The 12,463-nt window shown below is 63.5% G+C and carries 12 protein-coding genes; 2 read left to right on the top strand and 10 right to left on the bottom strand.

The features are described 5' to 3' along the window. The 4 genes from CH275_RS27405 to CH275_RS27390 form a co-directional block, all read right to left on the bottom strand. A complete protein-coding gene (locus tag CH275_RS27405; RefSeq protein ID WP_094681293.1) occupies window positions 1-576 on the bottom strand; it encodes a hypothetical protein in 576 nt (191 codons plus the stop codon). Between the two features lie 28 nt (window positions 577-604). Next, on the bottom strand, window positions 605-1,540 hold the full coding sequence (locus CH275_RS27400) for a pirin family protein (RefSeq protein WP_094681292.1): 936 nt from the start codon (window positions 1,538-1,540) through the stop codon (window positions 605-607). 79 nt (window positions 1,541-1,619) lie between these two features. Further along, entirely contained in the window at window positions 1,620-1,961 is a 342-nt protein-coding gene (locus CH275_RS27395; RefSeq protein WP_094681291.1) for a GNAT family N-acetyltransferase, read from the bottom strand. A 56-nt stretch (window positions 1,962-2,017) separates the two neighbouring features. Further along, the gene (locus CH275_RS27390) at window positions 2,018-3,352 is read right to left on the bottom strand and encodes a ricin-type beta-trefoil lectin domain protein (RefSeq protein WP_256991245.1); all 1,335 of its coding nucleotides are present in this window, start codon (window positions 3,350-3,352) and stop codon (window positions 2,018-2,020) included. A 351-nt stretch (window positions 3,353-3,703) separates the two neighbouring features. Here CH275_RS27390 and CH275_RS27385 point away from each other — a divergent pair, with 351 nt between their 5' ends. Both CH275_RS27385 and CH275_RS27380 read left to right on the top strand, forming a co-directional pair. Further along, the gene (locus tag CH275_RS27385) at window positions 3,704-4,945 is read left to right on the top strand and encodes an ATP-grasp domain-containing protein (protein ID WP_094681396.1); all 1,242 of its coding nucleotides are present in this window, start codon (window positions 3,704-3,706) and stop codon (window positions 4,943-4,945) included. Window positions 4,946-4,986: 41 nt separating this feature from the next. Next, the gene (locus CH275_RS27380) at window positions 4,987-6,993 is read left to right on the top strand and encodes a hypothetical protein (protein WP_094681395.1); all 2,007 of its coding nucleotides are present in this window, start codon (window positions 4,987-4,989) and stop codon (window positions 6,991-6,993) included. Here CH275_RS27380 and CH275_RS27375 read toward each other — a convergent pair. The 6 genes from CH275_RS27375 to fbaA all read right to left on the bottom strand — a co-directional run bounded on the left by CH275_RS27375 (window position 6,975) and on the right by fbaA (window position 12,463). Beyond that, the gene (locus CH275_RS27375) at window positions 6,975-8,210 is read right to left on the bottom strand and encodes a ricin-type beta-trefoil lectin domain protein (RefSeq protein ID WP_256991244.1); all 1,236 of its coding nucleotides are present in this window, start codon (window positions 8,208-8,210) and stop codon (window positions 6,975-6,977) included. The two genes, CH275_RS27380 and CH275_RS27375, sit on opposite strands and share 19 nt — an antisense overlap. 180 nt (window positions 8,211-8,390) lie before the next feature. After that, window positions 8,391-8,606 carry a DUF2945 domain-containing protein gene (locus CH275_RS27370; RefSeq protein WP_094681289.1) on the bottom strand — a complete coding sequence of 72 codons (216 nt, stop codon included), beginning with the start codon at window positions 8,604-8,606 and terminating at the stop codon, window positions 8,391-8,393. Between the two features lie 61 nt (window positions 8,607-8,667). Beyond that, window positions 8,668-9,681 (bottom strand): alpha/beta hydrolase, encoded by a 1,014-nt coding sequence (locus tag CH275_RS27365; RefSeq protein WP_256991243.1) that lies wholly within the window; start codon window positions 9,679-9,681, stop codon window positions 8,668-8,670. A 90-nt stretch (window positions 9,682-9,771) separates the two neighbouring features. Beyond that, a complete protein-coding gene (locus tag CH275_RS27360) occupies window positions 9,772-10,914 on the bottom strand; it encodes an RNA polymerase sigma factor (RefSeq protein ID WP_094681288.1) in 1,143 nt (380 codons plus the stop codon). Between the two features lie 22 nt (window positions 10,915-10,936). Further along, window positions 10,937-11,344, bottom strand: a complete 408-nt coding sequence (locus CH275_RS27355) for a YciI family protein (protein ID WP_094681393.1) — start codon at window positions 11,342-11,344, stop codon at window positions 10,937-10,939. A gap of 96 nt (window positions 11,345-11,440) precedes the next feature. Further along, entirely contained in the window at window positions 11,441-12,463 is a 1,023-nt protein-coding gene (fbaA, locus tag CH275_RS27350) for a class II fructose-bisphosphate aldolase (RefSeq protein ID WP_094681287.1), read from the bottom strand.

The following is a 12,463-nucleotide window of genomic DNA, read 5'->3' as shown; positions in this document are numbered from 1 at the left end:
CTAGTGCCCCAGAAGCACCTTCGCCAACACGATGAGCGCAGCGACCACCGCCGTCGCCAGCCCACCGAGAACTGCACGGAAGGTCAACGCGTTGCCGCGAATTCGCTCTGTGACCATCTGAATCGTCGCGATACGCACCACGATGACACCTCCGCCCAGTAGTTCCGCCCACTGCGTCGGAAGCACCGACAGCCAGCCGAGCGCGAGCATCAGCGCGGGCACGGTGCCGGAACTCAGGATGGGGACCGCATCGCGAAGTTCTTCGACGGCCTTGAACTTGCGCTGCTCGTCGGTGACGACACCGTGCGCCTCGGGGATCTGACTGCCGGCGACGAAATCCGCGAAGACGTGCGCCAGGAACGTCGTCAGCGCTGTGGCCAGGACGAGAACGGCAGCTGTTCCGTGCTCGATCGAACCCGGCGTCGACGCCGCAACCGCCGCAAGGATCAGGATGTTCCCGTAGACGTAGGCAGAGAGCCTCCTGGCTGCCCGTGCGGGCTCGAGGGGACCGTCCGCACGGGTCACCAACCGGCGGTACAACCGGGTTCTGCGTATACGGGGCTCGGCGTCGGTCATGCAGGAGATCGTCGCACGGTGGGCGAGATCATTCGACGGGAACGCCGAGCCGCCCGGCCTGGTAGTCCTCGAAAGCCTGCAGCACTTCGGATTTGGTGTTCATGACGAACGGGCCCGCCATCGCAACGGGTTCTCGTATCGGCTTGCCGCCGAGAACGAACACCTCCAGCGACTCCCCCACTGCAGACGCGGCCATCTCGATGGTGTCACCGCGGCCGAACAGAGCCGTCTGCCCCATCCGGATCGGGCGCTTCTCCGCGCCCACGGTGCCCTCGCCCGCGAGAACGTAGACCAGCGCGTTGAACTCCCTGTTCCACGGTAGCGTCAGCTCTGCTCCTGGCGCGATCGTGCTGTGCGAGAGGGCAATCGGAGTGTACGTCGACCCCGGTCCCTGCATGCCTGCGATCTCGCCGGCAATGACGCGCACCAACGCGCCGCCATCGGGACTCGACGCCAATGCCACCTTGCTCCCGGTGATGTCCTGATAGCGCGGGTGCGCCATCTTGTTCTCGCGCGGCAGATTGACCCAGAGCTGAACGCCGTGGAACAACCCGCCCGAGAGCACCAGATGCTCCGGTGGGGCCTCGATGTGCAGAATGCCCCCGCCCGCCGTCATCCACTGGGTGTCGCCACCGCTGATGATTCCGCCGCCGCCGTGAGAGTCCTTGTGCTCCATGATCCCATCGATCATGTAGGTCACCGTCTCGAATCCGCGGTGCGGATGCCACGGCGTCCCCTTGGGCTCACCGGGCGCGTAGTTCACCTCGCCCATCTGATCCATGTGGATGAACGGGTCGAGAGACGACATGTCCAGCCCGGCGAACGCCCGGCGGACCGGAAAGCCTTCACCCTCGTATCCCGTCGGTGCCGTCGTGACGGACCGGACCGGCCGCGGTACGGCGGTGGCGTCGGGCATGGGTATGCGGGGCAACGCAAGGATGTTGTCGACCGTCACTGCTGGCATGGCTTCCCTTTCGGCATGGTAGTTGACTCTGCAACTACTAGTCGGGTCAACCTACCGGCGTCCGACGGTATTCCCGCCCTCAGCCCTGCTGGTCGGCCAGCCACTGCCGGATCTCGTCGGTGGGCTGCTCGACGATGTCGTCGAATTCCGAGTGCTTGCCCACGAACGCCTCGACCAACGGACAGATCGGAACGATGTGCTTGGCGTCGGCCCGGGTGGTGTCGAGTGCCTGCTGTACGAGAATCGTTGCCAGGCCACGTCCGCCGTATGCCGCGTCCACCTCGGTGTGGAAGAAGATGCGTCGCGCATCCTCGTCGTCGACGAACTCGGTGAAGCCGACCTGTGTGCCGTCGACCGAGACCGTGAAACGATCTGCCTGCTGCGCGATCTCCACCTCGGCACCCGTTTTGTCGACCGTCATTGCGCGCTCCTCGCTCCTCGTGAACGCGCATTCCTCGGCGGCGGTGCGCGGCTGGGTCAGCCTACCCAGCTGTATACCGATACCCAGTCGAGCAGTAGATGTCCATTGCTGTAGCCGTTCCCGTTGGTCTCGGTTTGCAACTCCCACCTCATCGGGCTCGACGGAACCCACTTGGTGCTGTCCAGGAGTACCGCGTCGTCGAGGATGTATCGCACCCGACCCGGTGACCATTCGATCGTGTAGGTGTGCCAGCCGGTGAACGTCGCGGACGTCCTCGCGGCCTGGTCCTGACACCCGCCCACACACGAGCCGGCCCCCGAGTAATGGTGGAAGCCACCTGGGCTACCGGCCAAACTGCCTTCCGGAAAATCCATTTCCCCGTCGGCCGGCCACCTCTCGGATTGCGGCCAGAGCAGCCATGCAACGTAATACTCTCGCAAATTCGGACTATCGACTTTGAACCTCGCGGTGTATCGGCCGTAAGTCTGATTCTGCCCGGCGGAATTGATAACCGGAGAAATGCTCGCCCCTGCGGGGATGCCGTCCACCTGACGTAACCAATAATCTGCGACACCGTCGTGCGTGGACATCACCGCGTCGGACCGGTAAGGGCGCTTCTGGTACGTATCTTTGTAGCACTTGGGATATGTACGCCATTTCTGCCCTTCGGCCCCCGTATAGACAATTTTCGTCGGGTCGCAATCATTCGCCCAGCTACCCGTTGCGGATGGTTTGCCGAATTCGTCGACGAATATCTGTTTCCACCCGGGCAGGTCGCCTCTCGGTGCCGAGACGCCACTCGGATTGCCCGACGCCGGTGGGGTGGGTGGCGTCGTGGTGACAGGAGGGACCGTGCCCGGAGTTGTCGGCGCGGGGAAGCCGTTGACGACCACCAACCACCGTTGCGCGTCGGACGCATTGCAGGCATACAGTTGAACCGCATTGCCAGGAGTGGTCGAGTTGTTCGGATTATCCAGGCACACAGTCGAATCGCGAATCGAGAACGTTCCGTTGCTGCGCAGCGTCCAAGCCTGAGCCTTACCGCCGTTGCACCGGGCTATGACGACCGGAACGTTGGCTCTGATGATGCCTCCGTAGGGGGTCAGGCACTGGCCCTGCACTTGAATGGTGCCGTTGTCGGCACCTGTCCACGTCTGCTGTGGACCTCCGTTGCATGTCCAGATCAAGACGGGGTTGTTCTGCGACGTCACACCACCCTTGTTGTCCAGACACAGCCCGGCGGGCGTCTTGAGTTGACCGACCGTCACAGCGTCGGCCGGTGGCGGCGACACGATGGAGATGGCCACGAGAGCCGACGCCAAAGCAATCAACGAAATGGCACGAGCACCGAAGGGAACTGACCGGTACCTTTTGAGGATCGAAATGCGCACGGCACACCTTTCACATGGGTGAACAACGGCGATCGCGGCGGTGGAGACCCACCATTCTCGTCCACTCGACTCTATCCAGGTAATACCGGAATTCAGTAGTGGAATAATTCCGGAGTTTTAGATTTTTGAAAGGCTTCAATTCTTTCGCAAGCAATTCGTACAGGCTCCAATCAGCCAGTGAATCCTTGTAAGCACCCCGATGCGAGCGCCGCACCCGCTACGGCGGCCCATTACCGGTCGAGAACTCGCTACGGGGCCCAGGTGGACACCACCCGCCGGTATCGCATTCTGTTGCCTCTGTACGGTGGAGCGAAGGACCTCGACCGTGCAGCATCAAGGGGAAGGAACTTCATGGCTCAGCCAGACAGGCTGGAGAAAGACCCGAACAAAGGCTTCGTAGCCCTGCTGGGCTGGAGTTTGGCCGCGGTGGAAGCACTGGACAAGTTCGATCGGCGCTACGTCGTCGTCGCCCCCGAATGGGCCGAGGCGTACTGCACCGAGCACGACATTCCGTACCTCCCGTGGAACTTCGAGCGACTCAACGATCGCTCGCTCGAAATCGCCGAAACGCTGCAGAGCGAGGGCGTGGACGTCGCGATTCCGCTCTACGAGGAGACGGTCGAGTGGGCCGGTGCCATCAACTCGGTACTGCTCGGCAACCCTCGCTTGTTCGGTCAGGCCATGTTGCTGCGGGACAAGGCACTGATGAAGCGCCGAGCCCAGCTGGGCGGAATTCGCGTCGGAATCTTCGAGGAAGCTCATGACCGCGAAGACGTCATCCGCTTCCTCCGCCGGGTCAATCAGACACTGCTCAAGCTCGACGGTGATCCGAACGACCCCATTCACCTCAAGGCCTTCGACAAAGCAGGGTGCCTGGGCCACCGGGTTATTCGTACGCCCGACGAGGTCGACTCCATCCCCGACGAGGAATTCCCGGTGCTGATGGAATCGCATCTCGACGGATGGGAATTCGCAGTCGAGGCGTGGATTCACAACGGAAAGATCAAGTTTCTCAACATCTCCGAGTACGTCACGCTCGGCTACTCGGTATTCGTGCCTGCGACACCGGAGTTGGAGAGATACCGCGAGCAGATCACGGTGCAGATCGAGAAGCTGATCAAGGCCTTCGACATCGAGTTCGGCTTCATCCACCCCGAGTACTTCGTCACCAGCGACGGTGAGATGTACTTCGGTGAGGTTGCCTACCGCCCACCGGGTTTCAAGGTGTTCGAATTGCTCGAGCGAGCCTACGGTTTCAACGCCTACCAGGGTCTGGCATTGGCGTTCGACCCGAAGACCACCGAGGAGGAGATCGACGCGTTCTTCCCGACGGAAGTGGTCGACGCCACCGGTCATGCCGGATGCTTCGGCGTTTACCCGCGCAGGCGCGTGGTCAGCGATCTCGTCATCCCCGAGGTCACCGCGGACGACGACTACTACGAGACCAACGACCTGTCGGCACCGGTCGAGGAAACCGTCACCAAGAGAACGGCATTCGGCACCCATTGGGGTCTGCTGTATTTCTTCGGCGACGACCCTTACCGTATGCGTGACCTGCTCAAGCAACAGGAAGAACTGGACTTCTACGTGTGAAGCAGCAACTCGGGAACGACCACGAACCCACGACGCAGACGATGACCGAACCGGAACCGGTCGACAAAGCTCTGGCGTCGAGGCTGGCCCAACTCGACCACGCTACCGACGCGTTGGCCGGTGCACCCGAGTTCAGCAAGAGCACCAAGGTGCGCCGGGTTCTCGACGGTCTGCATCGAGTGTTGTTGCAGCCCGGTGGTTGCGGCGCGATTCGTGAACGCGCCGCGAAGCTCGAGAATGCGGGGTTGTTCGCCGGTTCGGATTGGGCGCAGCCGGACATTCTGGTTCCCGCTTTCGTGGGGCCCAGTCTGCGCTGCGGTAACGACGACACCGTGGCGCTGGAGGCGACCAGCGAACTGCGCATGATCGCGATCGTCGCGGGCGAGTACGAACACCCGGCCGTCTCTGCAGAGGATGCGCGGCGATTCCTCTCGCAGGTGCTCGCGCTCAATCTCGACGTCCTGTTCACCCCGCCGTCCGAGTCCGAGCGAGTTCGCCTGGGCCGCACAGCACACCTGATCCGTGATCTGTTCGGCTACGTCGCCCAGCAGATCGGCTACGACAGCGTGCTGGACGAGCTGCTCGACGAAATCTGGCGAATTCTGCGCCAGCGCCCGATCCAGGTCGACACCATCAAGGAGATGGTCACCCGCATCGCGATATATCGCGACGATCCGACCGTCGATCTCGGCACGTCCGGGCAGGGTCTGGATCGATTGATCACGGCCCTGTTCGGCACCACCGATGCGTGCCGAGAGGATCCGGGTGTCGAGGTGTATCGGTCGCGGCTCGAGGCGATGGACGTCGAGGCACTCCAGTTCGAGGCCCGCGGATTCGCACGAGCGATGCACGACACCGGGCTGGTCTCGCCGTACCACGCGACGCTGACGCAGTACCTCGTCGATCATTACTCCTATGTTCTCCCCGAGGCACTGGGTCTGTCCGATACCGGTCGCACCTGTCTGACGCGCTATCCCGAGCTGGTCCATCGCCTCATCGAGGAGACGGTGTTCCCCGAAACCGCACAGTGCCTCTACGGATTGGCACTGCTGCTCGATCGAGGAATTCTGCATCAACCACCGATCGTGCCGTCCCTGTGGCGACAGATGTCACTGAAACTCGCACCCGCAGTGCAGGAGAAGCTGAACACCACGTTCGGGCCCGTCCCGGCACCGGAGTCGCGTCTGCTCGGCGGATTGTTGTCGATGCTCGGGCAGCCGCTCGGCGTGGGCCAGGGCGACAATCCGACGTGCCAATCGGCGAGGGCATTGTCGATGTGGGCCTACAACGATCCCGACTATCTGCTGCAGATGGTGGTGTGGGCGGCCCGCGACGAGGAGATCGTCATGCACTTCGAGGGGCAGTCGATCTCGTCCACCGAGAGTGTCAGTGGCGTCGCCACGTCCGATCCGGTCGATCTCGATCCGGTGTCACTGCTGCTGGTTCCGCACCTCGACCGCATCTATGCCGAGATGGTCAGACGCTGCGCCGAACGCCCGGGAGATCCACACCGCTGGGTCAACCCGGAGTTCCATGGGTGGTGGTCGGCGCGTGAGTTCCATATCGACGTCGATGTCGCCACCGGAAACATCGTCGATCTGGACGCCTTCCTGCGGCAGTTCTACGCGGCTTATCACCCGGAGTACAACGGGCACCAGCCGTTGATCCATCCGCAACCGGCGGGTGTCGCCGTAACCGACAGCGCTGCACGGTATGTGGGGTGGCATGCCATCACGATCCTGCGGGTGGCGGCCGACCCCGACGGCGTCATGCGGGTGTACTTCTTCAACCCGAACAACGACAGCGGGCAGGACTGGGGCGACGGAGTGGTGGTGGGAACTGCGGGCAACGGCGAACGCGCAGGCGAAGGTTCGCTCCCGTTCGACCAATTCGCCTCGCGGCTCTACATCTTCCACACCGATCCACTCGAGAACGGCGAACCGGAGAAGATCCCGGTGGAAGACATCGAGACGATCGTGGGATTCGTCGAACGCAGTTGGGGTGCAGGCAGATCGGTCCGTGCTGCGTGTCAGCCGTTCCAGGAGTAGACCGAGGCCCAGTCCAGAATCAGATTGCCCTCGCTGTTCCCGAAGCCCTTCGTCTCGGTCTGCAGTTCCCAGCGCATCGGCGTGGACGGCACGAAGTCCGTGGTGTCCAGCACGACCTTGTCATCGAGGATGTACCGAATTCTGCCCGGTGACCACTCCATGGTGTAGGTGTGCCAGTCGGTGAACCGGGCACCGATATCGGTAGCGGCCAACTTGCACCCATCGGCGCACGATCCTTCGCCTGCGAAGTGGTGGAACCCACCGACGTTGCCTGCCAACGAGCCCTCGGGGAAGTCGAATTCGCCGTCGTAGGGCCAGTTCTCGGATTGTGGCCACAGTAGCCAGGCCACGTAGTACTCGTTCAGGTCGGGCGAATCGACCTTGAATCGTGCGGTGTATCGGCCGTAGGTCTGGTACTGGCTGTCGACATCGATGACCGGTGAGATGCTGGCACCGGCCGGCATTCCGTCGACCTGGCGGAGGTGATATTCGAGTGCGCCGTTCTCGGTGGACAGAACCGCGTCGGGGCGGTACGGACGCTTGTCGTAGGTGTCGGGGAAGCACGTCGGATACGTCCGCCATTGCTGCCCCTCGTTTCCGGTGTACACGATCTTGGATGGATCGCAGTCGTTTGCCCAACTGCCGGTAGCAGACGGTTCGGTGAATTCGTCGACGAAGATCTGCTTCCACCCCGGCAGGTCACCTTGGGGCGCGGCAATACCGCCCGGATTGTCCGCGGTGGACGGCGCGGGGACGACCGGAACCCACGTCTGCGCATCGGACCCGTCACAGGCCGACAACTGCAGACCGGGCCCGTCTGCGTCACTGCTCTCTCCGACTGCCAGACACCACGTCGTGCCCGCGACCTCGATCGAGCCCGAGTCGCCTGCAGTCCAATTCTGGCTCGTCTCGTCGGTGCACCGGCTCAGAACCACAGCAGCACCGGCATCCAGTGTGCCGCTCTGCGGCGAGAGACAACGCGACTGCATGCGGACTGCGCCGTCGGTCTCGGCAACCCAGAGTTGCGTCTTCGTCCCGTTGCACGAACCGAGCCGCACCGGGCTGTCCTCACGGGCATCGGAGCTGTCGGCCTGTACACACAGACCCTCGGTCGTCTCGATCTGGCCGGTGAAGCTGGCCGACGGAGTCGTGGCCGGAGCCTCGGACCCGAACACAGCGCAACCGGCGATCAGCGACGTCACCACCAGTAGCGACACGGACGCGAGAATCGCACGTCCTGCGCTCTGTACGCCTCCACCCCACCGACCGGGACGCGAACTTCCATGCCGAATTCGCATCGGGGTCGTCCCCATTGCTGCCTCCATAAGTGACGATCAGTACTTTCCGAGAGTACAGATAGTCGGCAGTCGACCCGTTTCTCAGCCCACGAACGGGGCTCAGCCCTTCTTTTTCAACGCGTCGGGCTTGTGCACTGCGTCCTTGCCCGACTTGTCGCTCTCGACCCGGTATTGCGGGTCGTCCTTCGATGCCTTCACCGTTCGGCCTGCCGCTTCGGTCTCGGAGGTGATCTTCTCCTTCACCTCACCCTCGGTCGTGGTTCCGTGGGTCTGCCATTCGACCTTGTCGCCCTTGTGGAATTCGTCTTCGGCCATGGTCGGCTGTCCTTTCGTCGGCGATGTGCATCGACGAGTACCCACGGGAGTCTCGGCGCAATCAGCTGGTTCCGAGAGCCGGTGCCAGTGTGGTGAACCAAGCTTCGCGTAGCTGATCCTCGAACAGCGGCCACGTGTGTGCGCCTTCGTCGCGCATCGAGACCGTCGCCGGCACATCGGCTCGGCGCAGAGCGTCGACGAAGATCGACGTGCAGTAGTTGACCATCGCTTCGACCGCCATCCCGCCGAACGGTGGAACCGCGCCCTCGGGAATTCGGTCCACCGGTCCAGGAAGCCCGCGAGACGAGCTGACGTACACCGCTGTTCCGCGCAAGCGTTCGACGTTCAGGGACGGGTCGTGATCGCGCCAGCCCTGGCTTCCCGGCAGCCCCCACATGTTGAACGGATTGTTGAGTCCACCGGCGATCATCGCCGAGATACCAGCGGTGGCAAGCGGATTCGATGGTGCCGGGCATCCGCTGAAGGACGCGGCCGCGTCGAACACATCCGGGGCCTGGATCGCCAGGTCGAGTGCGGGCCCGCCGCTCATCGACAGTCCTGCCACACCGCGTCGACCGTTGGAACCATAGGCGGCGTCGACGGCTGCAGGCAGTTCGCGAGTGAGGTATGTCTGCCACATGTTGCTGCCCAGGACCGGGTCCGGAGTCTGCCAATCGGTGTAGAAACTGAAGCGTCCGCCGATGGGCGCGACGACCGTGACGTTCTTGTCCAGAAAGAACTGCTCGACGCCGGAGTTGTTGAGCCACCCCACACCGTCTTCGTTGCCGAGTGCACCGTTGAGCAAGATCAGGCTCGGGGCAGGTCCACCCTCCGGCGAATGCAGAATCTCGTTGGAGATGACGCGATTCATGGACGGGGAGAACACATTCAGCACGGCACGAGTGGCCGACACCTGATGGATCCCAACGGCGCCCGCCGCGGCGTCGGCCGATCCCGAGCTGCCCGGCAGTGCCTGGGCCGACGTACCGGTCAGCAGCATCGATCCCAGCACGGCGACCGTCACCACCGCAGCGGATCGAGTTCGCTTCTTCCCCTTGAGTCCCACTGGCAACATCAGCACCATACGAGGGTTGCACGAATTCCGCTTTCTCCCGCTAACGATCAGATTACGAAACCGATCGGTTCGTACGCTCGCTCGACGTGGTCACCGATTCACCGCCCGTATCCGAGCGGCCTGCAGCGTCAGATGATGCCGCTCGGGTAGCGAAGGAGCCGACTGCGCCGCTCGGGCGTACAACTCTGCGGCCTGTGCGAGGTCACCGGCCTTCTCGTGCAGATGCGCGGCTGCCGCCGTGTGCCTCGGTACCGTGGAATCGACCTCGGACAGCGCCGCGAGCCCCGCGGCGGGGCCGTCGGCTTCCCCGATGGCCACCGCGCGATTGAGCCGCACGACGGGACTGTCGGTGAGGGCGAGCAACTCGTCGTACCACTCGACGATCTGCACCCAGTCGGTCTCCTCCACCCGCATCGCGTCGGCATGCAGGGCGGCGATCGCCGCCTGGGCCTGAAACTCCCCCAACCGATCTCGGGCCAGTGCCGCCTGCAAAATCCGTACGCCCTCGGCGATCAACGCTGTGTCCCAACGGGATCGGTCCTGTTCGGCCAGGGGGATGAGTCGACCGTCGGATCCGGTCCTCGCCGAACGGCGCGCGTGGTGCACCACCATCAGCGCCAACAGGCCCGCCGTTTCCTCGTCGTCGGACAGCGTCGACAACTGCCGAGTCAACCGGATGGCCTCCGCCGCGAGGTCGACATCTCCGGTGTACCCCTCGTTGAACACGAGATACAGCACCCGCCGCACCGTGTTCAGGTCGCCCGGCGCGTCGAAACGCACATCACGCACCGCACGTTTTGCGCGACTGATGCGCTGCGCCATGGTCTTCTCCGGCACCAGATACGCCTGCGCGATCTGCCGTGTCGTCAGTCCCCCGACGGCACGCAGCGTCAGAGCCACCGCTGCCGCCGGAGTCAGCGCCGGATGCGCACACAGGAAGAACAACTGCAACGTGTCGTCGACGTCACCCACGCTGCCGGGATCCGGTTGGGCAGCAAGGCGATCCTCGCGGGCTCGACGCGCCTTGTCCGAGCGTTGCGCGTCGAGAAATTTTCGCCACGCTACGGTCACCAGCCAGCCCTTGGGATCGGCCGGTGCTTCGGCGACCCAGGTCGACGTCGCCTCGAGCATCGCCTCCTGCACGGCGTCCTCGGCCGCCGCGAAATCTGCTCCGCGGTGGACGAGGACGCCGATCACGGCAGGCGTCAGTGCCCGCAGCACTCCGGGATCCATGATGGTCGTCGGCCGACTACCGTCAGTCGGCGATCGTGGGAGGAGCTTCCATGAACGGACGGAGCTCGAGCCACTCGTCGATCGGCTTCCCACCGGCGCCGGGTGCTGCTGACAGCTGCCCGGCCAGCTCGAGCGCGCGATCGTAGGAGTCGACATCGATCACCATCCAGCCTGCGATGAGGTCCTTGGTCTCCGCGAACGGACCGTCGGTGACCGGGGGTTTCCCTTCGCCGTCCGAGCGCACCCAGGTGCCCTCGGGGGCCACCGCCTGCGCATCGACGAATTCTCCGGTCTTTTCGAGCTCGGCGGCAAAGTCCTGCATGAACTTGATGTGGTCGTGCACTTCGGCCGGCGTCCACTGATCCATCGGGATCCAGTCGGCAGGCTCGGGAGCGCCGCGGTAGTGCTTGAGCATGAGGTACTTGGCCATGATGTCTCCTAGCGTCGGATGCAGCCATTCTTTCTGCATTCGACCCTGGGACGTAGCCGGTCCACAGAATTCGACATCGTCGAGAAAACTATTTTCTCAGCGCATCGTTCGGCCTGCCGAGCCGAGCATCTGCGTCGCCTCGACCACTCTCGCCGCCATCGCCGTCTCGGCAGGCTTGCCCCAGGACCGGGGGTCGTAGGCCTTCTTGTTGCCGTACTCGCCGTCGACCTTGAGCACCTGGTCGTATTTGCTGATCATGTGCCCTGCGATGGATCTGGTGAAGGCGTATTGAGTGTCGGTGTCGATGTTCATCTTGATCACTCCGCTGGCCACCGCGGAGGCGATATCTTCTGCGCTGGATCCCGATCCACCGTGGAACACCAGATCGAACGGGTTGTCCTTACCGGTCTCCGCTCCGACCACGGCCTGGATCTCGGCGAGAATTTCCGGGCGTAGGTGCACCGAGTCGGGGTTGTACACGCCGTGCACGTTGCCGAAGGTCAGGGCAGTCATGTATCGGCCGCGCTCCCCTGCGCCGAGCGCAGCGATCGTTGCGCGCGCGTCGTCGACCGTCGAGTACAGCTGCTCGTTGATCTCGTGCGAGACTCCGTCCTCCTCACCGCCGATCACGCCTACTTCGATTTCGAGGATCGTGTTCGCCTGCACCGACAGATCGAGCAACTCTCGAGCGACACGCAAATTCTCGTCGAGTGGCACCGCCGAACCGTCCCACATGTGCGATTGGTACAGCGGATCGAGTCCGCGTCCACGTCGGTCGATGGCGTCGGCCAGCAGTGGCCGCACCCAGTCGTCCAGATTCTCGGCAGGGCAGTGATCGGTGTGCAGCGCAACCGAGATCGAATAGTGTTGCGCCACTTCGTGGGCGTACTGGGCGAGCGCCTTCGAGCCGGCAAAGCGGTTCTGCACGGCGTTTCCGGAGAGGTAGAGCGCGGTGCCGACCGACACCTGGATGATGCCGTCGCTCTCTGCCTCGGCGAAGCCCTGTAACGCAGCGTTGAGCGTCTGCGAGCCGGTGACATTGATCGACGGGTAGGCGAACCCGCCCTCCTTCGCACGGTCCAGCATGGCCGCGTACTGATCCGGACTGGCAATGGGCAT

It is taken from the genome of Rhodococcus sp. 06-235-1A (assembly GCF_002258785.1).
GTDB lineage: Bacteria > Actinomycetota > Actinomycetes > Mycobacteriales > Mycobacteriaceae > Rhodococcoides.
Note: the sequence above shows the minus strand (reverse complement) of the source record. Positions and strands in the feature narration are given on the sequence as shown.